The 25,668-nt window shown below is 58.4% G+C and carries 24 protein-coding genes; 16 read left to right on the top strand and 8 right to left on the bottom strand.

Annotated features, from left to right (window positions below; translation table 11 throughout):
- The first annotated feature begins 33 nt into the window (after positions 1 to 33).
- Positions 34 to 708, top strand: a complete 675-nt coding sequence (locus L972_RS00930; RefSeq protein WP_005335848.1) for a transglutaminase-like cysteine peptidase — start codon at positions 34 to 36, stop codon at positions 706 to 708.
- Here L972_RS00930 and L972_RS00935 read toward each other — a convergent pair.
- Both L972_RS00935 and L972_RS00940 read right to left on the bottom strand, forming a co-directional pair.
- Positions 703 to 1,644, bottom strand: coding sequence for a TAXI family TRAP transporter solute-binding subunit (locus L972_RS00935; protein ID WP_047434481.1), 942 nt, complete (start codon positions 1,642 to 1,644; stop codon positions 703 to 705). The genes L972_RS00930 and L972_RS00935 overlap by 6 nt on opposite strands.
- The gene (locus L972_RS00940) at positions 1,641 to 2,939 is read right to left on the bottom strand and encodes a LapD/MoxY N-terminal periplasmic domain-containing protein (RefSeq protein ID WP_047434484.1); all 1,299 of its coding nucleotides are present in this window, start codon (positions 2,937 to 2,939) and stop codon (positions 1,641 to 1,643) included. Before L972_RS00940 ends, L972_RS00935 begins: the two co-directional genes overlap by 4 nt.
- Before the next feature lie 260 nt (positions 2,940 to 3,199).
- Between L972_RS00940 and mepM the strand changes: the two genes are divergently transcribed.
- The gene (gene mepM / locus L972_RS00945) at positions 3,200 to 4,537 is read left to right on the top strand and encodes a murein DD-endopeptidase MepM (protein WP_047434487.1); all 1,338 of its coding nucleotides are present in this window, start codon (positions 3,200 to 3,202) and stop codon (positions 4,535 to 4,537) included.
- A gap of 71 nt (positions 4,538 to 4,608) precedes the next feature.
- Here the strand turns inward: mepM and L972_RS00950 are convergent, their stop codons facing one another.
- Positions 4,609 to 5,553 carry a D-2-hydroxyacid dehydrogenase gene (locus L972_RS00950; protein WP_047434489.1) on the bottom strand — a complete coding sequence of 315 codons (945 nt, stop codon included), beginning with the start codon at positions 5,551 to 5,553 and terminating at the stop codon, positions 4,609 to 4,611.
- Between the two features lie 162 nt (positions 5,554 to 5,715).
- Here L972_RS00950 and L972_RS00955 point away from each other — a divergent pair, with 162 nt between their 5' ends.
- Positions 5,716 to 6,297, top strand: coding sequence for a YjaG family protein (locus L972_RS00955; protein ID WP_047434492.1), 582 nt, complete (start codon positions 5,716 to 5,718; stop codon positions 6,295 to 6,297).
- 70 nt (positions 6,298 to 6,367) lie between these two features.
- On the opposite strand, the gene L972_RS00960 is transcribed toward L972_RS00955, so the two are convergent.
- Complete coding sequence (locus tag L972_RS00960) at positions 6,368 to 6,847, bottom strand: MarR family winged helix-turn-helix transcriptional regulator (RefSeq protein ID WP_047434495.1); 480 nt, start codon at positions 6,845 to 6,847, stop codon at positions 6,368 to 6,370.
- 163 nt (positions 6,848 to 7,010) lie between these two features.
- Between L972_RS00960 and L972_RS00965 the strand changes: the two genes are divergently transcribed.
- The gene (locus tag L972_RS00965; RefSeq protein WP_005335836.1) at positions 7,011 to 7,538 is read left to right on the top strand and encodes a hypothetical protein; all 528 of its coding nucleotides are present in this window, start codon (positions 7,011 to 7,013) and stop codon (positions 7,536 to 7,538) included.
- A 9-nt stretch (positions 7,539 to 7,547) separates the two neighbouring features.
- Positions 7,548 to 9,146 (top strand): BCCT family transporter, encoded by a 1,599-nt coding sequence (locus tag L972_RS00970; RefSeq protein ID WP_047434497.1) that lies wholly within the window; start codon positions 7,548 to 7,550, stop codon positions 9,144 to 9,146.
- A 118-nt stretch (positions 9,147 to 9,264) separates the two neighbouring features.
- Here L972_RS00970 and L972_RS00975 read toward each other — a convergent pair whose 3' ends face one another.
- Complete coding sequence (locus L972_RS00975; protein WP_047434500.1) at positions 9,265 to 10,503, bottom strand: multifunctional CCA addition/repair protein; 1,239 nt, start codon at positions 10,501 to 10,503, stop codon at positions 9,265 to 9,267.
- 237 nt (positions 10,504 to 10,740) lie between these two features.
- Between L972_RS00975 and mutY the strand changes: the two genes are divergently transcribed.
- The 3 genes from mutY to mltC all read left to right on the top strand — a co-directional run bounded on the left by mutY (position 10,741) and on the right by mltC (position 13,295).
- Positions 10,741 to 11,793 carry an A/G-specific adenine glycosylase gene (mutY, locus tag L972_RS00980; RefSeq protein ID WP_047434503.1) on the top strand — a complete coding sequence of 351 codons (1,053 nt, stop codon included), beginning with the start codon at positions 10,741 to 10,743 and terminating at the stop codon, positions 11,791 to 11,793.
- An 8-nt stretch (positions 11,794 to 11,801) separates the two neighbouring features.
- The gene (locus tag L972_RS00985; RefSeq protein ID WP_005335828.1) at positions 11,802 to 12,074 is read left to right on the top strand and encodes an oxidative damage protection protein; all 273 of its coding nucleotides are present in this window, start codon (positions 11,802 to 11,804) and stop codon (positions 12,072 to 12,074) included.
- A gap of 117 nt (positions 12,075 to 12,191) precedes the next feature.
- Positions 12,192 to 13,295 carry a membrane-bound lytic murein transglycosylase MltC gene (mltC, locus tag L972_RS00990; RefSeq protein WP_047434570.1) on the top strand — a complete coding sequence of 368 codons (1,104 nt, stop codon included), beginning with the start codon at positions 12,192 to 12,194 and terminating at the stop codon, positions 13,293 to 13,295.
- 85 nt (positions 13,296 to 13,380) lie between these two features.
- Here the strand turns inward: mltC and L972_RS00995 are convergent, their stop codons facing one another.
- Positions 13,381 to 13,767, bottom strand: a complete 387-nt coding sequence (locus L972_RS00995; RefSeq protein ID WP_005335826.1) for a YgiW/YdeI family stress tolerance OB fold protein — start codon at positions 13,765 to 13,767, stop codon at positions 13,381 to 13,383.
- 254 nt (positions 13,768 to 14,021) lie between these two features.
- On the opposite strand from L972_RS00995, the gene L972_RS01000 reads away from it, so the two are divergent.
- The gene (locus tag L972_RS01000; RefSeq protein ID WP_047434505.1) at positions 14,022 to 15,059 is read left to right on the top strand and encodes an SGNH/GDSL hydrolase family protein; all 1,038 of its coding nucleotides are present in this window, start codon (positions 14,022 to 14,024) and stop codon (positions 15,057 to 15,059) included.
- A gap of 265 nt (positions 15,060 to 15,324) precedes the next feature.
- Positions 15,325 to 16,362 carry a porin OmpA gene (gene ompA, locus L972_RS01005; RefSeq protein WP_005335824.1) on the top strand — a complete coding sequence of 346 codons (1,038 nt, stop codon included), beginning with the start codon at positions 15,325 to 15,327 and terminating at the stop codon, positions 16,360 to 16,362.
- A 131-nt stretch (positions 16,363 to 16,493) separates the two neighbouring features.
- Here ompA and L972_RS01010 read toward each other — a convergent pair whose 3' ends face one another.
- On the bottom strand, positions 16,494 to 17,516 hold the full coding sequence (locus tag L972_RS01010; RefSeq protein ID WP_047434508.1) for a GGDEF domain-containing protein: 1,023 nt from the start codon (positions 17,514 to 17,516) through the stop codon (positions 16,494 to 16,496).
- Between the two features lie 134 nt (positions 17,517 to 17,650).
- Between L972_RS01010 and rnr the strand changes: the two genes are divergently transcribed.
- From rnr to L972_RS01030, 4 genes are read left to right on the top strand one after another with little or no spacing between them, the layout of a single operon-like run.
- Positions 17,651 to 20,044, top strand: a complete 2,394-nt coding sequence (rnr, locus tag L972_RS01015; protein ID WP_047434510.1) for a ribonuclease R — start codon at positions 17,651 to 17,653, stop codon at positions 20,042 to 20,044.
- Positions 20,041 to 20,790: a 23S rRNA (guanosine(2251)-2'-O)-methyltransferase RlmB gene (gene rlmB / locus L972_RS01020; protein ID WP_047434512.1), complete on the top strand. Its 750-nt coding sequence runs from the start codon at positions 20,041 to 20,043 to the stop codon at positions 20,788 to 20,790. Before rnr ends, rlmB begins: the two co-directional genes overlap by 4 nt.
- A 2-nt stretch (positions 20,791 to 20,792) precedes the next feature.
- On the top strand, positions 20,793 to 21,365 hold the full coding sequence (locus L972_RS01025) for a Crp/Fnr family transcriptional regulator (RefSeq protein ID WP_047434515.1): 573 nt from the start codon (positions 20,793 to 20,795) through the stop codon (positions 21,363 to 21,365).
- Positions 21,366 to 21,421: 56 nt separating this feature from the next.
- Entirely contained in the window at positions 21,422 to 21,877 is a 456-nt protein-coding gene (locus L972_RS01030; protein WP_047434518.1) for a GNAT family N-acetyltransferase, read from the top strand.
- 72 nt (positions 21,878 to 21,949) lie between these two features.
- Here the strand turns inward: L972_RS01030 and srmB are convergent, their stop codons facing one another.
- Complete coding sequence (gene srmB / locus L972_RS01035; RefSeq protein WP_047434523.1) at positions 21,950 to 23,173, bottom strand: ATP-dependent RNA helicase SrmB; 1,224 nt, start codon at positions 23,171 to 23,173, stop codon at positions 21,950 to 21,952.
- Between the two features lie 119 nt (positions 23,174 to 23,292).
- Between srmB and L972_RS01040 the strand changes: the two genes are divergently transcribed.
- Both L972_RS01040 and brnQ read left to right on the top strand, forming a co-directional pair.
- The gene (locus tag L972_RS01040; protein WP_047434526.1) at positions 23,293 to 24,003 is read left to right on the top strand and encodes a tRNA1(Val) (adenine(37)-N6)-methyltransferase; all 711 of its coding nucleotides are present in this window, start codon (positions 23,293 to 23,295) and stop codon (positions 24,001 to 24,003) included.
- 191 nt (positions 24,004 to 24,194) lie between these two features.
- A complete protein-coding gene (brnQ, locus tag L972_RS01045; RefSeq protein WP_041236099.1) occupies positions 24,195 to 25,499 on the top strand; it encodes a branched-chain amino acid transport system II carrier protein in 1,305 nt (434 codons plus the stop codon).
- The last annotated feature ends 169 nt before the right edge of the window (positions 25,500 to 25,668 follow it).

Here is a 25,668-nt window from a genome sequence, read left to right on the forward strand (position 1 = left end):
CTGACCTCCAGCATCTGACATGGAGTGTCCGGTATGAAATGGTTGTTGATCCCGGCTTGCACGTTGGCGCTATGTTGCGCCAACGTGCAGGCTTCGCGTCTTTCCGAATATATTGCCAGTCCGGACCTGCGGGCCAAGCTGCAGGAAGTGTATGGTGGCCGGGCCATCCAGCGGGCCGAGGCATTCTCTCGCCTGCTCACCCCCAGAGCGGGTACAACCGATCAGCAGAAGATCGAGCTGGTGAACAACTACTTCAACAATCTGACCTACAGCGAGGATCCCAAGCTGTGGGGAGATGAGGATTACTGGGCCAATCCGCTGGAGTTCATCGGTGCCCGGGGTGGGGATTGCGAGGATTACAGCATCTCCAAGTACTATACCCTGATGGAGCTGGGGGTGGATGAGAAGAAGCTGCGGCTGGCCTACGTCAAGGCTGTGCGTTACAACCAGTTCCACATGGTGACGCTCTACTTCCCTACGCCCAAGGCTGACCCACTGGTGCTCGACAACATCAACAGCCGGATCCTGCCGGGTAGCAAGCGAACCGATCTCATCCCCGTCTACAGTTTCGATGCCAAAAGCATCTGGATCATGAAGTCACGACGGGAAGGGACGCTGGCGGGGAGTGCCGATCGGCTGGCGCAGTGGACATCGATGAAGACCCGTTTCTCCAGCGAGCAACTGCGCTCTCCCCGTCGTCAGTTATAGCTTGCCCGCCGCCTTCAACTCATCGAAATATTTCACCGCGCCCGGATGTTGTTCAATACTCAGCACCGGGCCGGTTTTATTGCGTGCCCGGTGAAACATATTGGCGTAGCCATAAGTCTGCTCATTGAACTTGGTCTGCTGGGTCAGCATGGCCTTGGTCAGACGATAGACAGACTCTTCCGCCATGTTTGCATTGGTGACCAGGGTGGCAGCAATGGCAAAGGTGGGGGTCGCCTTCAGATTGCCGGGGTAGATGCGGGCGGGCACCTGACTACGTTGGTAATATTTGACCCCTTTGAGTAGCTGATCACGGGTGGCCCCATCGATGGGGAGGAAACTGACTGCGCAACGTTTGGCGGTGTCGAGCACAATCCGGTTAGGGTGTCCCATCACCAGTGCAAATGCGTCGATCTGCTTGCTGCAGAGCGCATCCGGCAGGTTGGCCATGCTCTTCAGATCGAGATCCTGCTCTTTCGCTCCCAAGATGTTGAACAGAGCCAGCGCCGTCTGGCGGGTTCCCGAGTTCTTCAACCCCATGTCGATGGGGGCGAGCTTGAGCTGTTCCAGTGACGTGATATCGCCATCGGCACGGATCACTATGGTGAAGGGCTCGGCATGGGTGGCAAACAGGGCGCGCAGCTCAGGTTGCGGCTGGGTGGTAAAAGGGCCCAAGCCCTGGCTTGCCTGATACAGCCAGTCTGACTGCACCATGGCGTAGGAGGTCTCGCCACTCTTCAGCCGATTCAGGTTTTCTATTGAACCCGATGAGCTCTGTAATGTGCACGCAAGTTGCTCATCGACCTCATGGGCCAGACGGCAAAACTCTTTGGTTATCTGGTGATAAATCCCCTGCTCACCCCCGGTGGTGATAGTGACGGTTTCAGCCATCAGGCCGGGTTGCCACAGCAGGGGCAACAGCATGGCGAGCTTCTTCATGATTGCGCCTCCTTGGCATAACCATCGATACCCCAGGTCCGCAGTTTGTCGATGTCGCGACACTCTCCCGATTCTGCCAGCAGGGTATAACCGGCGGCATGCATGGTTTGGGAGAGCAGATTCCAGTAGAGCGGCGCATCGGTCAGCTGACAGCTGATAAAGATGGGATTGAGCGGGTCAAGTTGATTGAAGGTATCCGCATTGAGGGGAATGGCGCTGAAGGCGAGCTCACACCCCTGTTCCTGCAACGCAGCCAATGTGGCTTGGCCGTGGGCGGGAAAGGTGACCACATCCCAGCGCCAATCCAGTGTTTTGCCGCGGCCCTGGCTTAGCAGAGGGGCGATCTCGGACCATTGCGGGTGATTGAGCAGGGAGAGGGGCAGCAAGATCCCCTCTATATGAGAGTGCTGCCACTGTTGCAGGGCGCTCTGGATGGTTGCGAGATCGCTGTCGGCACCGAGGGGCTGACTGGGCAAGAAACGCTGATAGAGCGCGATCTCCCCTTGTGTGGAGACAAATTTTTGCAGTTGCCCGCCTTCCGGCAGCGGGCTCACTCCTTGCAGCGGCAGTGGGGTCGTCAATGGCAGCTGTTTTCCCAGCTGGGTGATTTTGAGTCGTTGTTGCAGCAGATCCCGTTTGCGTTCGGAAACCAATTGGTTGATGGAAAGTGCCACTTCTTTGAGGTCTTGCAACCAGGGAGTGGGCAGGGTGCTGTTGAACTGGTGTTTGCGGATACGGATCAGCTGCAGGTTGATCTGCTCCAGGGGCTGCAGCAGGCGTTGGCACACCAGGGAGATGATCAGGGTAAATACGACGAGGCCCGCCAGCAGCGCCAGACCGGTGCGACTGATGGCATTCCACAGATGCTGATAGGCGTAGCCGCTATGCCCCTCAAGGGTCAGAGTGCCCAGCATGCGCCAGCCATCGGTCAACTCTTGCTCAATTTTGACGGGGGGCATGCCGATAACCGAGGGAAGCCAGCCGGGGACATTTTGCTGGGTAGAGTGGAAGACCTTCTGAAACAGCAACTGGCCATCAGGATCGATCAGGGTGACCGAGCTGACGAAGCCGCCATCGAACATGGCATTGACGATGGTCTCGGCCAGCACATTGTCGTCATTAAGCAGGGTTCCTTGCAGCACCAGCCCGAGAGCGGTGATGGCGGTTTCCAGGTTGGCTGACATCTGGTCGAGGATGGATTGGCGGACCGTCGTGACTTCCAGTGCAAACAGCAGCGCTGCACCGATCAGGAACAGGACGACAATTATTCTGATTAACAGTTTTGCTAACGACATATCCACTCCATGGAAAAGTTATCGCAACATTTCAGGTTTCTATTCAGTATCGAATCTGACCCGGTCCTTAAAAATAGGAAAAAATGGTTAAAAAAGACGATCATTTCTGCCCATCCGGGCGGGTTATGCATAAAATGTGAGGTTCATGCAGATTGTGATGAACTATTTGTAACTATTTGTGTCCAACAAACAGTTTTATACGGTTTTGTCACAACTGACATCGCAACTCACACTCTTTAGATCTAAATACAGGATAGCGGATGAAACGTCTCCGTCCCTTGGTAGTACAGGCTGCCAATTGGGAACCACCGGTTCCCCGCAAACACTTTTACGCCATGCTGATGCTGACGGCCATGACCCTGTCAGCAGTGGCATTATTGCCAGCTCCGGGTGACATCCTCGAGCGGCCGCTGCGTCTTGAGTTGCCCATTGATACCGCCGGTACGGCAACCAACGAAAACAACACCGACTTTAACGAAATTCCCGATCACGAACTGGTTGATCAGAGTGCGCCGGATGACGACATCCCGGTCGACACCCCCCCCCAGTGGCAGGATTATCGGGTCCGCAACGGCGAAAACCTGACCGCTATTTTTAACAATCTCGGTCTCTCCACCACCACCCTCTACAAGGTGCTAGACGCGGACAACAAGAACTATCTGGCGCGCCTCAAGCCGGGCCAGAATATCGAGCTGCTGATCGATCAGGACAACATCCTGCAGCAACTCAAAATCCGCCTGAACATCAAGCAGACGCTGGTGATGGCACGCAGCGATGATGCCTATACCGCCTCCATGATCAATGAGAAGGTCGAGTGGCAACCGCAGCGTTACAACGGCGTGATCAACGGCAGCTTCTATGTCAGTGCCCGCAATGCGGGGATTCCGGCCAGCCATATCCAGAAAATTGCCAACCTGTTCCAGTGGCGAATGAATTTCGCCAAGGATCTGCAGAAGGGCGACAAGTTCAAAGTGCTGGTACGCCAGGAGACGGTGGAAGGCAAGAGCACTGGCAACAGCCAGCTGCTGGGTGTGGAAGTGACCAGCCAGGGCAAGACGGTGTCGGCCTGGCTCTCCGATGACGGCAACTATTACGACGGTCAGGGCAACAGTCTGGAGCGCGGATTCCGCCGCTACCCGACCCATAGCCGCTATCGGATCAGCTCCAATTTCAACCCGGCGCGCAAACATCCGGTAACCGGTATGGTGCGTCCTCACGAGGGCACTGACTTTGCGGTGCCGGTGGGCACGCCAGTGCTGGCGACCGGCGATGGTGTCGTCCAGAAGGCAACCAGCCACCCGCTGGCGGGCACTTATATCGTCATCAAGCATGGCCGTACTCTCTCTACCCGTTATCTGCACCTGAGCAAGCTGCTGGTCAAAACCGGTCAGCGAGTGAAGATGGGCGACAAGATCGGCCTCTCCGGCAACACAGGTCGCTCGACCGGTGCTCACCTGCACTACGAGCTGCGGATCAACAACCGCCCGGTCAATGCCATGACCGCCAAGCTGCCGATGGCTGAACCGCTCAGCGGCAAGGAGCGTCGTCAGTTCCTTGCCAAGGTGAAGAGCTACCGCAAGGAGCTGGCTGCGGGTTGATTCCTGTCGTCACCGCCTGAAATGAAAGGCCCCGCCAGATTGGCGGGGCCCTTTTACATGCACAGTGAGGGTTAATAACCCTTGTCGAAGTCGATTTTGCCATCCAGTGGCTGGCCATCGATAAAGCGGATGTAGTTGCGCACAAAGATCTGGGCCACATCATCCGGGAAGCTGTAGGCGCTGTTGTGGGGGGTGACGATGAGGTTGGGTTGGCCCCACAGTGGACTGTCGGCGGGCAGTGGCTCCTGCTCGAACACATCCAGCACCGCCATCGCCAGCTTGCCGGTACGCAGTGCGGTGAGCAAATCGCCAGAGTGCACGGCGCTGCCACGACCGACGTTGAACAGAATGGCGCCCGGTTTGCAGTGTTCGAAGCGGGCGGCATTGAACAGATGACGGGTATCGCGGGTGGCTGGCAGCACGCTGACGATGACATCGGCCTGCGCCAGCATCTTGTTGAGCGCAGGCAGTTGATAAACCTGATCAAATCCGGCCCGCTCCCGACCGCTGCGGCTGATGCCCAGCACCTTCATGCCAAAATGTTTGCCGGTGTGGGCGATATGCTGGCCAATGCTGCCGGTCCCCAGGATCAGCATGGTGCGCCCCTTGAGGCCCTGATAGGGGTGGCTTTGCCACAGTCGCTGTTTCTGCTGCTCCCGATAAAGGGGAATTTGGCGCATCAGGCTGAGCAGGTGACCAAAGACATACTCGCTCATCAGCGGGCCGAAGATGCCGCGCACATTGGTGAGCTGATAATCACGGCGACTGTCAGGGTCGAGCAGCACATCGACTCCCGCATAGGTGGACTGGAACCAGCTCAGCTTGTTGGCTTTGGGCAGCAGCGGTTTGGCGCGGGCCGGTTCGGCCATCAGAATGTGGGCTTCGCCAATCAGTTTTTCAGCATCGCCCGGATTATCGGCCCGCAGAATGCGCAGATGGGGGAGGTTGGCGGCCTTGAGCAGCCGTTCGTAGTGAGCATTATCCTGGCTGAGCAAAAGAAGGGTACGTTGGCTCATACTCTTGTTCCTTATCAGAATTTGCGGCGCAACAAGATGCCGCTCTCGACCCATCTTACCTGACTTCATATCGCAACATAGCCGACCAGGGCGCTTTTTCGTTTTCGCCGCGCCCCTCGTGGGCTACAATCTGCCCCACATTTTGCAAAGGATCCGACTCCAGTGTTTGGTGACAAGTTTTATAAGCGACTGGCCGAGCTACAGCCTTGGCAACAGACCGTCTACACCCTGGCGCTGGCAGAGCGCATGTACCCCAACTATGCCCTGTTCTGTCAGGCCTCCGGTTTTGGCAATGCTGGCGCTTTCCGGCATGCGCTGGATCAGATGTGGGTCTACCTCACCGTCAAGGGATCCCGGGTCAATCTGGGGGCCATTCTCGAAGAGTTCGAGTCTCACATTCCGGATCCCCGCAAGTTTGAATCCTACGGTGCCTATCCGGCGCTTGATGCCTGTGTTGCGCTGGGCTGCGCCTATAACTCGGTGATCTGCCGGGTTGGCGAAGAGGCCAACGATGCCTGTCATGCCTCAGTCGGTACTGTGGCCGGTTTTATCGAGCTGCTGGAAGAGCGGGATCTGACCGAAGAGGAGCTCTACGAGCACGAGTACATGGAAGCCGAGCTGGAGTTCCAGGTTGAACTGCTCAAGCGGGTTGCTCATGAGCGCGACAGCGATCGTATCCTGGCCATCAGAGTATTTGCCTCTCAGGATGGCGTCTCCAATATCGGGATCAGCCTGGAAGAGTAATCCTCTGCGGCACCTGATCGAAAAAGCTCCCGTTCGGGAGCTTTTTTTATGCCTGAAATTGTTCAGCAGCTTATGCCTGCTCTTCGGTGAGGGGTCTGACGCTCAGCACCGGGGCTGCGTCGATTTCGTCTGCATTCATCATGGCGGAGATGCGTTGCAGGGAGGAGAGCAGCAGGGTCTGCTCCCAGGTTTCAAGGGATTGAAAGCGTTGGATAAAGCGTTCTTGCAGCGGGGTCGGGGCCTGGGCCAGCAGGGCGCGGCCTGCGTCAGTCAGTGTCGCGTGAACCTTGCGTTTGTCGGTATTGCTGCGAACGCGCTGCACCAGTTGGCGGCTCTCCAATCGGTCCATGATGGTGGTGGCGGTGGCCTGGCTCATGTTGGTGTGATCGGCTAGCTGGCGCATGGAGATCTGTCCCAACTCGTCGATCCCTTTGAGCAGCAAGAGTTGCGGGGAGGTGAGCCCGGCTTCTTTGATCAAGCGCCTGGAGTGCATGTCGATGGCACGAATAATCTGGCGCAGGGCGACCAGCACTTCATCATGTTTTTCCATGGGGTGTGCGTCATTGGAGGGCTATGGAGAGGCGCAAAATTTTCCGCCTAATTCGTCTCAAGGTCAATATGGTTTTTGTTGTAATAATTTCTGCTCTAATTAATTTTGTGTTAGGTTGACGGGCATTTCACGGAATTCACCCTGACATTTGAGGAGCGAAATGATGAATGACGAGCTGGATATCAAGTCTCTGGTGGCCGAGTTACGTGTGGTCAGAGTGCGCTATGAACTGCCGGATACCTCGGCTTTTGTGCGCTATCAGCCTGCCTATGATGAAGACCCCAACAACCTCAAGGTACACCACTATGATGGTGAGTTACCCCTCTCTTGCAGTGAGACAGGTACTTTCAACCTAAAGGAGTTGGTGAACGAATTGCGCTACGCCTATGTGCTGGTGCACCTCTTTCCTGACGAAAGTGCCATGAACTTCTATCTGACCGGCCTCGATACCGGCCTGGCCCAGCTGGAGTTCATCGGTGGCTCTTACGACTTCAACCGCCTCTGGATCACCAGCGGTATCTCCAATCTGGGCGTCCCCATGGCCATCTTCCTTGGCAAGCGTCACGCCGTGAATGGCCAGCCCTCGGTTTCGCTGGTGGATCACCGCGAACAGGCGGCTGGCAAACTGGTCTATCGCGCCATCGGCGGGGCCGGTGATCATGTGGGCGAAGACTTTTTCAACAACGACTAAGGAGGCTGGATGCGAGCAAGCAAAGGGCTATTGAAAGGCCTCAACCCGACCATGGCCATGACGGCCCTCACCGTGATCACCCTGTTTTTGCTTTTTGGCGTATTTGTTCCCGATACCGCGGCCGCCTGGTTTGTCGGTGCCAAGGATCAGATTATTGCCGGGTTCAAGTGGTACTACATTCTGGTGGTCGCCCTGTACCTGTTCTTCGCTGTCTACCTGATGTTCAGCCGTTTTGGCAGCATCCGGCTGGGTGACGACGACCAGGTACCGGAGTTCGGCTACTTCGCCTGGTTCTCCATGCTTTTTAGCGCTGGCATGGGGATCGGTCTGGTGTTCTGGAGCATCGCCGAGCCTATGAACCATCTGCAGGGCAATCCGTTCATTACCGAAGGGATGACCCCGGAAGCGGCCCAGATCGCCATGCGCCTCACCTTTTTCCATTGGGGCCTGCACCCCTGGGCCATCTATGTGATCGTTGGCCTGTCGCTGGCCTTTTTCAGTTATCGTCGCAAGTTGCCGCTGGCTATTCGCTCCGTGCTTTACCCCATCCTCGGTGAGCGGATTTACGGTTTCTGGGGCCATGCGGCCGATGTGCTGGCGGTGTTCGGCACCGTGTTCGGAGTGGCGACCTCCCTTGGTCTGGGGGTCTCCCAGATGAATACCGGCCTCAACCAGATGTTCGGTATGGACGTATCGCAGTCCAACCAGCTCTGGCTGATTGGCGGCATCAGCCTGATCGCCACCCTGTCGGCGGTTTCCGGGGTCGGGCGCGGGGTGAAGATCCTCTCCGAGCTCAATATCTGGCTGAGTGTCTTCGTGCTCGCACTCTTTCTGGTGCTGGGGCCGACCACCTATATCCTCAACGCCTATGTGCAGAACATCGGTGATTACCTGCAGAACATCGTCAAACTGAGCTTCTGGACCAACACCGAGGCCAACGGCACCTCGGCCTGGCAGTCGAGCTGGACGGCGTTTTACTGGGGCTGGTGGATTGCCTGGGCGCCGTTTGTCGGCATGTTTATCGCCCGCATTTCCAAGGGGCGTACTATCCGCGAGTTTGTGCTCGGTGTGCTGCTGGTACCCTCGCTGCTCGGCATGTTCTGGCTCACCGTGTTTGGCGGTACGGCGATGAATCTGGAGTTGTTTGGTGGCGGCGGCGTGGTCGCGGCGGTCAATCAGGATGTGACGCTGGCGCTCTACAAGACGGTCGAGCTGCTGCACTGGGATACCTTCGGCTGGATCGCCAAGGCCGTGTTGACCCTGCTCATCTGCACCTACTTCATCACCTCCAGTGACTCGGGCACGCTGGTCATCACCACTCTGCTCTCCATCGGTGATCAGGAGCCGCCGGTACTGCACCGCGCCGTATGGGGTCTGGGGCAGGGGCTGGTTGCCGCTATCCTGCTGGTTTCCGGCGGCCTGGCGGCCTTGCAGGCGGCCAGCATCATAGCGGCGCTGCCGTTCTCGGTGATCATGTTGGCGATGTGCTATTCGCTGATGCTGGGGCTCAAGCAGGAGAGCCAGCGCCAGTTTGAGTACCGCCAGAATCTCAAGCGCCACGATGGCTCATCCCATATGAGCCTGATGGAGCGAATTGGTCCGGCATAACGGCACCAGCAGAGGTTAGCGCCCCTTCACATATAAACCTGGATGCAAAACGGCCGCCCTGGCGATGCTCTCCTTGCGGAGTTCATCATCAGGGCGGCCGTCTGTTATGGGGCCGAGGTTACTCCTCGATAAAGGTCCACTCATCCTTGATGCGGCTAATGGCATCAGTGCGCTTTTTGGCGAGCTGCTCCTTGATCTCTTCTCCCTTGTAACCGGCCGCCACTATCTCTTTCACCGGCACCGCCTGGGCGGCAGCCAGCGCTTCGGCCACATAGTCCGGCTCGGCGTAGACCCGCTCCTCGAAACCTGTGCGGCCGTGGAAGTCGGCGCGGCAGGCATCCAGCAGCTGGGCAAAGCGCTCGGGGCGACGCCAGGCATCAGCCTTGTCGAACACCTTGAGCAGGGTGGCGGGCTTGAGCTCAAAGGCGATATGGATGTGGGTGTGCAGATCGCTCACCAGCAGCGCCAGATCCCGGCACTCGTTGGGAACCCGGAACCGCTCGCACAGGGCGCGAATAAGCGGCAGCCCCTTCTGGCCATGACCGTGATGGCTTGGCCAGAACTCCTTGGGGGTTACTCCCTTGCCAAGGTCGTGGCAGAGGGCAGCAAAGCGGACGGTCAATTCCGGGGAGATCCGGCACGCCTGCTCCAGCACCATCAGGGTGTGGATGCCGGTGTCGATCTCCGGGTGCCACTTGGCCGGGGCGGGGACGCCGAACAGAGCGTCGATTTCGGGGAAGAGCGCCTTGAGGGCGCCGCACTGGCGCAGCACCTCGATAAAGATCTGCGGGGTCGGCCCCAGCAGCACCTTCTCCAGCTCCTTCCAGACTCGCTCCGGCGTGAGGTGGGCCAGCTCGCCAGCGGCCGTCATCTCGCTCATCAGGGAGAGAGTTTCCGGCGCTATGGTAAAGCCCTGAGCGTGGAAGCGGGCGGCGAAGCGGGCGACCCGCAAGATGCGCAGCGGATCTTCGGCAAAGGCGGGGGAGACGTGGCGCAGCAGCCGCTTTTCCAAATCCTCGATGCCACCGTAGGGATCGTGGAGCTGGCCCTGATCATCTTCGGCGATGGCGTTGATGGTGAGATCCCGGCGCAGCAGATCCTGCTCGAGCGTCACATCGGGGGCGGCGTGGCAGACAAAGCCGGTGTAGCCCTGACCCTGTTTGCGTTCGGTACGGGCGAGGGCATACTCCTGCTGGGTTTTGGGGTGAAGAAACACGGGAAAGTCGCGACCGACCTGGGTAAAACCCAACGCCAGCATCTGCTCCACGGTGGCGCCGACCACCAGATGATCCCTGTCGCCCTGCGGCAATCCCAGCAGGCGATCCCGTACTGCGCCCCCAACCAGATAAGTCTGCAAACCGTCTCTCCCGTCATCAATCGTGGGGCCGAGTATATCGTCTTTGTTACCGCTTTGCTGCCTGACCACCACCTGGCCGCAGTGCCAGTCAGCGTGGCTTTGACTTGGGCGGGACGAGGCCTTACGCTGCCGCACCAGACAGCTGGCGCTGTGCTGCGGGATGACTTTATGCCCGCGCAGGCCAGATGAGCCGAAGGAACCGCAGAGTTCCCCATATATCAACGACATGAGAACAACGTGAATCAATCAACCTTCGCAAGCCGGGTTCTGGAGTGGTATGAGCTTCATGGCCGCAAAACCCTGCCCTGGCAGCAGGAGAAGACCCCTTACCGGGTCTGGGTCTCGGAGATCATGCTGCAGCAGACTCAGGTCGCCACAGTCATCCCTTATTATCAGCGTTTTATGGCGCGCTTCCCCGATGTGGTGGCGCTGGCCGATGCCCCTGTCGACGAGGTGCTGCACCACTGGACCGGGCTTGGCTACTACGCCCGGGCCCGCAACCTGCACAAGGCGGCCCAGCAGATCCGCGATCATCACCATGGTCTCTTTCCCGAGCGCTTTGACGAGGTGATGGCGCTGCCGGGGATTGGTCGTTCTACCGCCGGGGCCGTGCTGTCGCTCTCTCTGGGTCAGCCCCACGCCATCCTTGATGGCAATGTGAAGCGGGTACTCACCCGCTGGCTGGCGCTGCCGGGCTGGCCCGGCCAAAAACAGGTGGAGAACGAGCTGTGGGAGATCGCCATCCGGCTGACCCCCAAACTGGGCGTGGCGCAATACAATCAGGCGATGATGGATATCGGGGCGACAATCTGCACCCGCAGCAAGCCTGCCTGTGATCGCTGTCCGGTGCGGGCCGATTGCCAGGGGCTGTCGCAAGGCAAGCCCACCGCCTATCCCAACAGCAAGCCCAAGAAGAGCATTCCGGCTCGCGATGGCATCATGCTGCTGATCCGCCATGGCGATGAGTTGCTGCTGGAGAAGCGGCCGCCACAGGGGATCTGGGGCGGGCTCTACTGCTTCCCGCAGGTTGCTTCGCTGGCGGAGGTGGATGGTCTGCTGGCGTCCCTCGGCCTGAGCCATCACGGTTATCGGGAACTGGCCGGTTTTCGCCATACCTTCAGCCACTTCCATCTCGATATTCAGCCGCTGCTGATTGACATTGATGAGGCGCAGCCGCTGCGGCTCATGGAAGCAGATAACCGACTCTGGTATAACTTATGCCATCCTGCCGAGGTGGGGCTGGCGGCCGCCACGGCCCGTCTGCTCGGCTATCCAGAGTTACAACCATAGAGGTCAACATGAGCCGTACTGTATTTTGCCAACGCCTGAAAAAAGAGGGCCCGGGTCTGGATTTCCAACTCTATCCCGGTGAGCTCGGCAAGCGGATTTTTGACAACATCAGCAAGGAAGCCTGGGCCGAGTGGCAGAAGAAGCAGGTGATGCTGATCAACGAGAAAAAGCTCAACATGATGAATCTTGAGCATCGCCAACTGCTGGAAAAAGAGATGGTCAGCTACCTGTTTGATGCAGGTGAAGTGCAGATCGAAGGTTACACCCCGCCTGCCCAGTAAGCTCTCCGGCTGTTGTACGTGTGAACAGGTGCGGGAATGGCGCCACACTGGCGTGACCGCTCCTGAAGTCGCAGCAAATGAATGATGGGCAGCTCTGCTGCCCGGTTTGAGGATCCTATGGGCCGAATTTTTTGGCTGCTGTGCACCCTGCTGTTTCTCTCTGCCTGCTCATCCTCCCCCAAGCCCAGCGGGAGTGAGGATGACGATCTGGTCAACGGCAAGGACATCCGCGGTTTTGAACACATGATCAGCGCGCTCTCCCATAACGTGAACGAGATATGGGGGCGGGAGGCGCTGTTTGCGGGCAAGTTTGACTACGTAAAATACACGGATCAGTACAAGAGTCGGGCCCACATCGATTTCTCCAGCGGCCACATCATGGTGGAGACGGTCTCGGGCATCGATCCCCGCGCTCACCTGCGTCGCGCCATCATTGAGACCCTGCTGACGCCGGACGATCCGGCCGAAGTGGATCTTTACTCCGACCGGGAAATTCTGACCGGCGGCGAGCCCTTCCTCTACGGTCAGGTGCTGGACAATCAGCGCCAGCCAATCCGCGCCTCCTGGCGCGCCGAGCGTTATGCCGATTACCTGCTCAACACGGCGATGAAGAAGCGCACTCTGGGTATTCGCACCATCTTCTTCGTCGATATACCCATGGTGGCCAACCATGAAGATCGACGGGGCTACAAGTATGCGGGGATCATCCGGGAAGCGTCGCGCAAATACGGCGTGCCGGAGAGCCTGATCTATGCGGTGATCAAGACCGAGAGCAGCTTCAACCCCTATGCGGTGAGCCATGCCAACGCTTATGGCCTGATGCAGGTGATCCCGGCTACCGCCGGTCGTGACGTCTATGTTCGGGTCAAGGGCAAGAACGGTCAGCCGACCCGGGAGGAGCTGTTCAACCCGGCCTACAACATCGATGTTGGTACCGCCTATCTGCACCTGTTGCAGACCGTCTATCTGGCGGATATCGAGGACCCGCGCTCCCGTCGCTATGCGGTGATCTCCGCCTATAACGGTGGCGCTGGCGGGGTGCTCAATACCTTCTCCAGCGATCGCAAGGCGGCGCCGGGCCGGATCAACCAGCTCTCCCCCGAGGCGGTCTATCAGGTGTTGACCGAGCAGCATCCCAAAGAGGAGGCGCGCCGTTACCTCTACAAGGTCAATCAGGCCGAGAAGGGGTTCAAGAGAGCCTTTGCCAGTCGGGCCGGTTAAGCGGTGACGCTGGGTTAACCATGCAAAAGGGCGCTTGATATCAAGCGCCCTTTTAACGTCTGGCCAGTTCGTCGTTGAAGTGGCCTTATTTGGCGATAAAGCCGCCCTTGGTCTGCGGGGCCGCGCCCACTTTCTCCAGGGTTTTCACTTCCACTTCGGTCTTGTTCCAGCTGTGGTCCACTTCACCACGGATGCGGATCTGATCATCCGGGCCCACTTCAGTGCCACGCCACACATCCTGATCCACTTCGACCTCCACCTCACCGCTGGCATCGCGGAACAGATAGTTCTCGCCGCCCAGGTGCTTGACCAGTTTCCCTTCCAGGGTGGCCCAGCTGTCATCGGCCAGATCTTTCAGTTGAGCAACGGAAACCTTGTTCTGTTCTTGCGGGCCGGTATAGGCCGCCATGGCAAAAGAGGAGACAGACATCAGGGTCAACAGTCCGATTACGCTTGCGCTTGCCTTGTTCATTTCATACTCCTGTCGTTGGTATGGGGGCATTGTGCCGGGGGGGGCGTGAAACAAGCGTGAAAGAAATAGGCTGGTGTGATTGTCTGTTTTGTGAGCGCAAGCGATTTCATCGGTGGCGGAACATGTGTGATTTCATCTGGAACTGTAATCTGTCGCCCTCACCAGAAGTCAGTGGCAGCAGACTCTTCCCATGCCTGTCGCCACTCGAGGAGAAGTCCGCAGGTCTCACCTGCTTAATCGAAGAGCATAACAATATGAAAAAATGGCTTGTTTGTTTATTGGGGTTAATGGCATTGACCGCGCAAGCGGCAGAGGGACGCCAACCTTTTTCCCGGGTCGTGATGTTTGGTGACAGCCTCTCCGACACCGGCAAGATGTACAAGAAGATGCGGGGATATCTCCCCTCCAGCCCACCCTACTTCAACGGGCGTTTCAGCAACGGCCCGGTGTGGCTGGAGCAGTTGGGTGACGAGCGTTTTCCCGGTCTGGTCGTGGCCAACGAGGCTGAAGGCGGTGCAACCGCGGTGGCCTATAACCATCTGGGGGCCCTGAATGGCTGGCTCGGTTTCTGGTCCTGGGATCCCAAATATCAGGTGATCAACAACCTCGATTACGAGATCGATCAGTTCCTGAAAAAGGACAAGTTCCGTCCCGATGATCTGGTGGTGATCTGGGTCGGTGCCAACGACTATCTGGCCTATGGCTGGAACACCGAGCGGGATGCGGATCGGGTGATCGATACCATCCGGCTGGCATCCAACCGGTTGGTGCTCAACGGCGCGCAGCAGATCCTGCTGTTCAACATTCCTGATCTGGGGCAGACCCCGTCAGCCCGCAGCATGAAGGTGGTGGAGAAGGTGCGCCATGTGGCCAGTTACCACAACCAGAAGTTGCAGAACCTCACTCGAGAGCTGGCTCCCCTTGGCATCGTGAAGCTGTTCGAAGTGGACAAGCAGTTTGATGAGATGATGCGCGATCCCCAGCTGTTCGGGCTGAGTGACACAGAACACGCTTGCTACGGTGGCGGCTATACGTGGAAGCCATTCTCCGGCAGCGCCGCCGAGGTCGCTGCGACCCCGGCTTTAAGTGTCTCCGAAAGAGTGGCTATTGCCGGTAACCCGATCCTGGCGCAGGCGGTGGTGAGCGGGCAAGCAAAAGGGCGAGCCGCAACTCTTAACTGCGATGAGCATATGTTCTGGGATCAGGTGCATCCGACCAAGACGGTGCACAAGGTACTGAGCCAGCGTGTTGCTGACTTTATCGATCAGCACTACGAGTTTGTTCGTCACTGATATCGCTTCGGGCCAGCATGTTGCTGGCCTTTTTCTCCTATCTGCCCTCATTTGTGCGTCTTTTTGCGTCACATTCAGTTCAAATAACAAACGTTTGTTGCTGTTTTTGTAACGTGGTTGCGTTAGAGTGTTTTTTGTTAATTGATATCAGTGACTTGAAAATAGGCTAACGTTGATATGCTGCGATCGCTTTTGGGTGGTTGCACCTATAAGACGAGGTGATATCAATCAACCTCCTCCTACATAAAGTTGCAGAGGCTCAAACATGAAAAAATCATTGATTACCTTGCTGGTTACCGGCTTGCTGGCGGCCAATGCCCAGGCTGCCGGTCAAGACAACACCTGGTATGGCGGCGCCAAACTGGGTTGGTCCAACTTCTACGGCATTGATGAAAGCAATGCCCTGACCCTTGGCAATGAGACCAACGATGCCTTGGGTGCAGGCGTGTTTGGCGGTTATCAGATCAACAAGAATCTGGGACTGGAGCTGGGTTACGACTATCTGGGCAATTACAAATACGATGCCACTACGGCGGCAGGCGCTTTCAGTGATGAAGTAAAAGCACAGCTGGCTCAACTGACCCTGAAACTGGGCTTCCCGGTTACCGATAATCTGGATCTGTATGGCCGTGTCGGTGGCGGTTATGGCTGGGCTGATACCAAGAGCGATGTCTACAAAGATGACAGCCGCTTTGTCATGGTCGGTGCACTGGGTGCCGAGTATGCGTTCAATCTCGACTGGGCCGCTCGCCTGGAGTACCAGTACACCACCCCGTATGGCAGCCGCGATGATACCGGTCTGAGAATGGATAACGGCCTGCTCTCACTGGCAGCGGTTTATCGCTTTGGTCAGGTTGCCCCTGTGGCGCCCGCCCCCGCTCCGGAACCTGCTCCTGCACCTGTGATGGTTGAGAAGCAGTTCACCCTGAGCTCCGATGTGCTGTTTGACTTCAACAAGGCGACCCTCAAGCCAGAGGCCAGTCAGGCACTGGATAGCCTCTATAGCCAGATTGAAGAAGCACGACCCAAAGATGGCGTGGCAACCGTAATTGGTCACACCGACCGTATTGGTTCCGATGCCTACAACCAGAAGCTCTCCGAACAGCGTGCCCAGACCGTTGCCAACTATCTGGTTGGTAAAGGGATCCCGGCCGCCAAGATCAATGTGGAAGGGCGTGGTAAATCCTCACCCGTTACCGGCGACAGCTGCGTCAGCAAGTCCAAGCGTGAGCTGATCGTCTGTCTGGCTCCGGATCGTCGTGTTGATGTGAAAGTCGAAGGTGTCAGCGAGGTGCAGGAGTAATCCTTCACACTGAGCAGAGTTCCACTGGGGCTGGAATGAACAGCCCCTGTCGGAGCAAGAGAGACCAAAAAGCCAGTCAGTTGATCTGACTGGCTTTTTACATTGGCATTGCGGTCGGGCAGGGGACTAAATCAGGAAGGGAGCGGCATCACCCGGTTGCGCCCCAGCTCCTTGGCCTTGTAGAGCAGCTTGTCGGTACGTTCGACCAGACAGTCTGCGCTCTCCTGACCATTGAACTCGCCCACGCCAAACGAGGCTGTGATGTGGTCGATGCGGCGGCCCGATTTGCGATCCAGAATCGACATCCGCTCGATAGCGCGGCGCATGCTCTCCGCCATCTGTCTGGCCAGCGCCAGCGAGCGATGGGGGACCAGCATGGCGAACTCCTCGCCACCCAGTCGATAGGCGGTGACCCCCTCCTTGCAGGCATCGCGCAGCCGTTTGCTGAAGGCGCGCAGCACCTGATCGCCGAGCAGGTGCCCATATTCGTCGTTGAAATTTTTGAACCGATCGATATCGGCGAGGATCAGCGAGAAGGGGTGCTGACTGCGGATCAACCCCTCCAGCTCCAGATCGAAGGCTCGGCGGTTGAGCAGGTTGGTGAGGGCATCCTCGTTGGCCAGTTTGCGGGTTTCGTTGAGCGCGGCACGCAGCTCCTTGATCTCCTTCTCGGCATTGCTGAGCTGGCTGCGAAAGTGCATGGTGGACATGCGTACATCCCGCGATTCGCGCACCAAGTCTCGCAAGATGCCCATGGTATCTTCCAGGCTCAGCCCCTCATCGTCGATCTTACTTAACTTGTCGAAGCTCTTGTCGAGCATCTCCTGAAACATACCGGTATCGGAGATGGCATCCTGCATGGAGTGGCCGAGCTCGTTGGCCATGGCTGCAAGGTTGAGCTTCATCGCCTCCATCTGCTGTTCGTCCTGCGCAGCCAGATATTGGTGATAAAGGCGCTCGCAGGTGGTGAGGGAGCAGGTTCCCTGCAGTTTGATGGCTTGATCGATCGCCTGGTTGAGTTCGGGCATGCTGGCCGAGACATAGTTGTACCAGAGGTGGTAGTTGTCCGGCGTAGTTGGGATTTGGTACTTGATCATCAGGGGAACTGCCTGCTTGAGATAGGCGGCAGATTGGGCAAATGTGTCCTTACTCATGAGTTCTGTGTCTCATCATGCCAGCGAACTGAAGATAGTATGACAGAGAGATTGGCCAAAAGGCAGCCGATGGATGCCATTCGCCCCCCCCTCCGATATAATGGCACCGTTACCACCTACCCTAAGGCCTGCTTATGTCTCAAAAAGATCCTTTCCTCGAACGCGAGGCCGAAAAATACGATAACCCCATCGCCAGTCGCGAGTTGATCCTGGAACTCATCAAGGGCCATGAAAAGCCCATGTCCCGTGAAGAGTTGGCCAAGGTCCTCAAGCTGAAAGATGAAGAGCCGTTGGAAGCCTTGCGTCGTCGTCTGCGCGCCATGGAGCGTGATGGACAACTGGTATTCACTCGCAACCAATGTTATGCCCTGCCGGATCGCCTGAATCTGGTCAAAGGTTATGTAATCGGCCACAAGGATGGCTTCGGTTTTCTGCGTCCGGAAGGTGGTGGTCCGGATCTGTATCTGAACAACCGAGAGATGCAACGCCTGATGCATGGCGATTACGTGCTGGTGCAGCCGACCGAGATCGACCGCAAGGGTCGTCAGGAAGCGCGTCTGGTGCGCCTGCTCAAGTCCCGTGAGGCAGACATTGTCGGCCGTTACTTCGTCGAGAATGGCGTTGGTTTCGTGGTGCCGGATGACAGCCGTATCGGCCAGGACATCATCATCCCGGAAGGGGAAAACAAAGGGGCTCGCCAGAGCCAGGTCGTGGTTGTGCGCATCAATCAGCGCGCCACCTCCCGCATCAATGCCGTCGGCACCGTACTGGAAGTGCTGGGCGAGAACATGGCGCCGGGCATGGAGATCGAAATTGCCCTGCGTACCCACGGTATCCCGCACACCTGGCCGGAAGAGGTGACCAAAGAGGTTGCCGGTCTCGGTGAGCAGGTGCCGGAGAAAGCCAAAGAGGGCCGCATCGACCTGCGCGCCCTGCCGCTGGTGACCATCGACGGGGAAGATGCCCGTGACTTCGATGACGCCGTCTTCTGTGAAGCCAAGCGTGGTGGCGGCTGGCGCCTGTGGGTGGCCATTGCTGACGTCTCCGCTTACGTGAAGCCCGGCACGGCGCTGGATGCCGAAGCGTATCAGCGCGGCAACTCCGTCTACTTCCCCGAGTTCGTGGTGCCCATGCTGCCGGAGGTGCTCTCCAACGGCTTGTGTTCCCTGAACCCGCAAGTTGACCGCCTCTGCATGGTGTGCGAGATGACCATCTCCGCCGCTGGCCGCATGTCCGGCTACAAGTTCTACGAAGCGGTAATGAACTCTCACGCCCGTCTGACCTACACCAAGGTTGCCGCGATCCTCGATGGCGATCCCAAGCTGCGCCAGCAGTATGATCCGCTGGTGGGCCATATCGAGGAGCTCAACAACCTCTACAAGGCGCTCAAGCATGCCCGCCATCAGCGCGGTGCGGTGGAGTTCGAGAGCGAGGAGACCCGCTTCATCTTCAACGCCCAGCGCAAGATCGACCGCATCGTGCCACTGGTGCGCAACGATGCCCACAAGATCATCGAAGAGTGCATGATCCAGGCGAACGTGGCCGCAGCTCGTTATATCGAGAAGAACGAAGCCTTTGCCCTGTTCCGGGTACACGATCGTCCTGGCGAAGAGCGTCTGACCGGTTTCCGCGACTTCCTGGCCGAACTGGGTCTGGAGCTCAAAGGCGGCTTCGAGCCCGAGCCGAAAGACTTTGCCGAGCTGGCTGCCAAGTTTGAAGGGCGACCGGATGCGGAGCTGCTCTCCACCATGCTGCTGCGCTCCATGCGTCAGGCCATCTATCAGGCTGACAACATCGGTCACTTCGGTCTGGCGTTGAAGTCCTACGCGCACTTCACCTCGCCAATCCGTCGCTATCCCGACCTGATCCTGCACCGGGCGATCAAGTATCAGACCGCCAAGGAGCAACAGGGCAACCTGCGCCACAAGTGGACCCCGAGCGGTGGTTATCACTACCAGCTGGAAGAAGTGGACCCGATGGGCGAGCACTGCTCCATGACCGAACGCCGTGCCGACGATGCCACTCGCGACGTGGCCGACTGGCTCAAGTGCGAGTACATGCTGGATCACGTGGGTGACGAGTTCGACGGCGTCATCGCCAGCGTCACCGGCTTTGGCTTCTTCGTCCGTCTGGCGGAGATCCATATCGATGGTCTGGTGCACGTCAGCACCCTCACCAACGACTACTACCAGTTTGATCCCCTGCACATGCAGCTGATCGGCGAGAACTTCCGCCGTCGCTACCGTCTGGGTGACAAGGTGCGGGTCAAGGTGATGGGCGTGAACCTGGATGATCGCAAGATCGACTTCGTGATGGTGGAAGAGCCGCTCAAGGCCACCGGCAAGAACGCCAAAGAGATGGCGCGCAAGCAGGCCGAGATCAAGAAAGAGAAGGCCAAGAGCGCCCAGCGCCACGAAAAACGTAAAGAGGGCAAGGATCACGGCAAATCCGACAAGGGTGGCCGCGCCAAACCGAGCAACAGACGACCGAGCAAAAAGGCTCGCGATAAGGCCAAGAGCACTAAATGAGTACAGAACTGATCTACGGCATTCACGCTGTCACCGCGCTGCTGGAGCGCACCCCGGAGCGTTTCATCGAGGTATGGGCGCTCAAGGGGCGGGATGACGACCGGCTGCAACCTCTGCTGGCCGAGCTGGAGTCCCTCGGCCTCAAGGTGCAGAGCGTGAACCGCAAGACCCTTGATGACAAAGCGGAAGGCAACAATCACCAGGGCATCATGGCCCGGGTGAAAGAGGCGCCGAAGCTCGCCGAGCACGATCTGGCCAGCCTGCTGGACGAGTTGGCGGCACAACAGAGCCAGCCCTTCCTGCTGGTGCTGGATGGCGTGACCGATCCGCACAATCTCGGCGCCTGCCTGCGCAGCGCCGATGCTGCCGGGGCTCATGCTGTCATCGTGCCGCGGGACAAGGCCACCGGCCTGACCCCGATCGTGCGCAAGGTCGCCTGTGGCGCCGCTGAAGTGGTGCCGTTGATTCAGGTCACCAACCTGGCCCGCACCCTGCGCGAATTGCAGGAGCGTGGCGTCTGGATTGTCGGCACCGCTGGTGAGGCCGATCACGACCTCTATCAGGCCAAACTGACCGGCCCGATGGCGCTGGTGATGGGTGCCGAAGGTAAAGGTATGCGTCGCCTGACCCGCGAACATTGCGACGAGCTGGTGAGCATCCCGATGGCAGGGGCGGTATCCAGCCTCAACGTCTCGGTGGCAACCGGCGTTTGCCTGTTTGAAGCCGTGCGTCAGCGTCGCGGTTAATCATGCTGACTGACAGACCCCCCTTCGATTGGGCGCAGGTTGCAGATAAAGAGGAGGCCGCGCGCCTCCTCTCTTTTGCCCGCCCGCTGACCCTCAGCCCGAAAAGCTGCCTCTGGCATGCCGGCGACAGCCCGGATCTGCTGGTCAGGGTGGAGCAGGGGCTGCTGCGGGCCAAGCTGGTGCTGGAGGATGGCCGCGAGTACATCAAGGAGTTCTACTGGGAGGGGGACGAGTTTCTCGACTTCCACCACCTGCTTAGTGGCGAGCCGGCCCGCTACAGTGTGGAGGCGCTGGAGTCTTGCCGTCTGCAGCTGTTCAGTCTGGCCGACCTGCGCCAGCTGCCCGGCTGGCCGCGCTGGTACCAGCATCTGTTGGAGGTGCAGCTGCGCATCAAGGAGGAGAAGGAGCAGTTGCTGCTGACCGGTAGCCCGCAGGCGCGCTATCAGCACTTTCTGGACAGCTTTCCCGCGCTTGATGCCAGAGTGCCCGATCACCAGATCGCCGCCTATCTCGGTATCACGCCCATCAGTCTGAGCCGCATTCGCAAACGGCTGAAAGAACTTAACAAAGGTTAATGCAGGGCGCTGGCGCCACGATTATGCTGGCAGGCCGAACTGATAAGGAGTTGCCGATGAACTGGATCCTGAAACCCTGGTCTGAGCTGACCACTGACGAGTTGTATGAGTTGCTGGCGCTGCGGGCCGAGGTGTTCGTGGTGGAGCAGACCTGTCCCTTTCAGGATCTGGATGGACTGGACCGCCGCGAAGGGGTCTGGCACCTGCTCGGCTATCAGGGCGAGCTGCTGGCCGCCTATGCGCGGATCATGGCGCCCGGCATCGGTGATGAGAGCGGTGCAGCCATCGGTCGGGTGGTGACCTCACCCAAGGCGCGTGGCGGTGGTCTTGGTCACCAGCTGATCGGCGAGGCGGTCAAGGCGTGCGAGGCGCGCTGGCCGACTCACAGCATCTGGCTGGGGGCACAGGCTCATCTGCAGGGCTTCTACGGCCAACACGGTTTTGTGGCGGAAGGGGAAGGCTATCTCGAAGATGATATCCCCCATATGGGGATGCGCAGAGTGGTGGCATAACCACTCGTCAGAGTGATTCAGAATGCAGAAGGGCCATCCCGCGGGATGGCCCTTCTCTTTATCGCCAGGCGATCACTTCTTCTTTTTCTTCTTGGCGGACTTCTTCTTGTCGACCGGCTTTTTCTTCTTCACCGGTACCCGCGCTTCCTTGTGTTTCGGGCGCAGCTCGTCGATCACCCGGCGCTTGAGGCGCTCTTCGGTGTAGCGTTCGATCTTGGCGACCATCGCCATGTCGTGGGCTTCCACCAGGCTGATGGCACAGCCACGGTTGCCAGCGCGGCCGGTACGGCCGATCCGGTGGACGTAGACATCGGCGCCGTAGGGCATGTCGTAGTTGATGACATGGCTGACGTTCGGCAGGTCGATGCCGCGGGCGGCGACGTCGGTGGCGATCAGGAAGGGTACTTCCCCTTCGTGGAACTTGCGGATCGACTCGATACGCTTGCTCTGCTCCATTTCGCCACGGATCCAGGCGCAGGAGATACCCGCCGCCTGCAGCTGGCCGGAGAGCTCCGCCAGACGCTCACGAGTCTTGACGAAGATAATGGCTTTCTGGGTTTCCGGATCTTTCAGGATATGGGTCAGCAGCGCCAGCTTGTGGGCGGCGTCATCAGCCAGATGGATCCACTGGGTGATGGGGCGACGTTCGCTGCGGGGCGGCTCGGCGTGCAGCTCCACCGGATCCTTGAGGATCTCGTTGGCGAACTTCTCAAGGCCGACCCCTTCCAGGGTGGCGGAGAAGAGCATGGTGTGCTTGCGGTAGCGCGCTTCGGCCACGATGCGGTTCACATCCTTGATAAAGCCCATGTCCAGCATGCGGTCCGCTTCATCCAGCACCAGCACTTCGATGTCGTGGCTCTCGAACTCCTCTTTCTCGATGTACTCGAGCAGACGGCCCGGGGTGGCGACCACGATGTCGGTGGTCTTGGTCAGAGCAGGCAACTGCTCTTCATGGCTGACGCCGCCGATGATGGTCTCGATGCTGAGGTTGGTGTGAGCCGCCAGCGCCTTGGCGTGTGCGGTCACCTGCAGCGCCAACTCGCGGGTCGGGGTCAGGATCAGCATGCGGCAGGGGCCCGGCTTGCGGCGCGGGAAGTCCAGCAGGTGCTGGAGTGCCGGCAGCAGGAAAGAGGCGGTCTTGCCGGTACCGGTTGGAGCGGATGCCAGAATATCGCGGCCGTCCAGGGCTGGCTCCAGCACCATCTGCTGGATGGTGGTGGGGCGGGTGAATCCCATCTCGGCCAAGGCCCGGTTGAGGGCTGGGTGCAGGTCGAAATCATCAAAGGACTGGCTCATGGCAATACTCGGTCATTAAGGAAACGGCAGATTATAGGCGATTATCTCGTCGGCTCCTATTGGTGAGTGTGTCTTAGCCGCTATAATCGCCCACCATTTTTGCAGATGACGGGGGCCAGATGGGACGTAGTCGCGGATTTACCTTCAAACAGTTCCATATCAATCACGATCGCTGCGCCATGAAGGTGGGCACCGATGGCATTTTGCTCGGTGCCTGGGCGCCGATCGAACAGGCGCATCGAGTGCTCGATATCGGCACCGGCAGCGGCCTGATCGCCCTGATGCTGGCCCAACGCAGCAGATCTGACTGCCGTCTTGATGCGGTCGAGCTGGATATTAATGCGGCCAGTCAGGCGCGGGAGAATGCGGCTGCTTCTCCCTGGGCCGATCGGGTGACCGTCATAGAGAGTGCCATTCAGGATTATCAGGCCGACCCTTATGATCTTGTCGTCTCCAACCCTCCCTATTTCGTGGCAGGCCAGTCATTTAGCGATCCGGCGCGGGCGTTGGCCCGCCATACCGGCGCCCTCGACAGCCCCGCATTACTGGCGGCCTGCGATCGTTTGCTGAGCCCGAACGGGCAGGTGGCGCTGGTGCTGCCGACGGCGATGGCCGATGAAATTTTATGCATTTCGGCGAATTATGATCTGCATGGCATTTGTTATACAGCTGTTATCACCAGAGAGGGTAAAGAGGCAAATCGTGTTTTATTGCTACTTGGCAGAGGATTAAACAGGTGTGAGAGGGGTGAAATTGTGATCCATTCTGCTGATGGGGCCTATTCCGACAGATATATCCAACTGACCAACCCCTTCTATTTGAAGATGTAAATTTCGTCTTGAACTATTTTTTCACGCCATTATGCTGGTTCCAGATCGAGCGCCCGCTCCAGACCAGCTAAAACCACTGGTTGCGATGAAAAAACATGCGGGGCTCTTTTTTTATACCCCCTGAACACACCCGGTCAGCGACCGATAAAAACTATAACAAGCAATAATTTACAAGACAGACGAGGTTGAACTTGACGAAATCACTCACATTGTCCGATGTACTCGGATTAGGGTTTATGACCTTCGCCTTCTATCTGGGCGCCGGTAACATCATTTTCCCGCCGTTGGCCGGTTACATGGCTGGTGAGCACCTCTCCCTGGCGATGTTTGGCTTCCTGGTCACTGCCGTGGGCCTGCCTCTGGTGACCATTCTGGCCGTGGCGAAAGCCGGTAACGGCTGGGCTGGCATGACCAAGCTGCTGCCTGCCGGTGTCGCGACTGCGCTGGCCGTTGCCATCTATATCATCATCGGCCCGGCCTTTGCCGCGCCCCGTACCGGTCTGGTTGCCTACGAGATGGGCCTCAAGCCGTTCATCGGTGACATGGGGCAAGCGGGTCTGGCTGCCTATACCGTGATCTTCTTTGGTGTGGCCATTCTGGTTTCCATGAACCAGGGCAAGCTGATGGACGCCATCGGCAAATACCTGACTCCGGTACTGATGCTGCTGCTGCTGACTCTGGCGGTCGGGGTATTCGTAGCGCCGCAAGGCTCCATGCCTGATGCGTCCGGTGACTACCAGAACAGCCCCTTCGTGAAAGGGATCCTGGAAGGCTACAACACCATGGACACCCTGGCGTCTTTGATGTTTGGCGCCCTGATCGTCGATCTGCTGCGCCAGAAAGGCATCAACGATTACAAGAGCCAGTTCAAGTATCTGGCCATTGCCGGCCTCATCTCTGCCGTTGGTCTGAGCGTGGTGTACGTCTCCCTGTTCCAGCTGGGTAACACTGCAGCCGGTGTGGCGACTGATGTCAGCAATGGTGGCGCCATCGTCAACGCCTACGTACTGAGCCTGTTTGGTCAGCCGGGTCAGTTCATTCTGGCGGCCATCATCACTCTGGCGTGCTTCACCACTGCCGTGGGCCTGATCTCTGCCTGTTCCGATTTCTTCCACAATCTGACCGGCATGGCTTACAAGAAGCTGGTGGTGTTGCTGGGCGTTATCTGTGCCGTGGTGGCCAACGTGGGCCTGAGCCAGTTGATCAGCCTCTCCATTCCGGTGCTGGTTGCCATCTATCCGGTTGCCGTGGCGCTGGTGTTGGTCACCTTCCTGAAGGGTTACTTCGGCCGTCCCCGTCTGGTGTTCCGTGGCGTGTTGATGGTTGCCTTCCTGTTCGGGTGCCTGGATGGTCTGGGTGCTGCCGGTATGAAGATGGATGCGTTTGCCTTCCTGCCGCTGTTCGACAAGGGCCTCGCCTGGCTGATGCCGACCCTGCTGGCCTGCGTAGTTGGCGTGATGGTGCGTCCGACCGAGATGGCTGCCGAAGCTGCCTGATCACGCCTGATGTGATATTGCCAAGAGCCTGCCCCGTGCAGGCTCTTTTGTTTTTTGTGAGCCTCGCATTTCACCTCGCTTTGCTGCCGTAATTGTCACCGTACGCAGATAGCACCTGAGCAGCCGTATTTGGCCGCTATAACCTGTCCCCCCCTTCTCACCTCCCATA

The sequence above is a fragment of the Aeromonas sp. ZOR0001 genome (genome assembly GCF_000801015.1).
GTDB classification, from domain to species: Bacteria; Pseudomonadota; Gammaproteobacteria; order Enterobacterales; family Aeromonadaceae; genus Aeromonas; species Aeromonas veronii.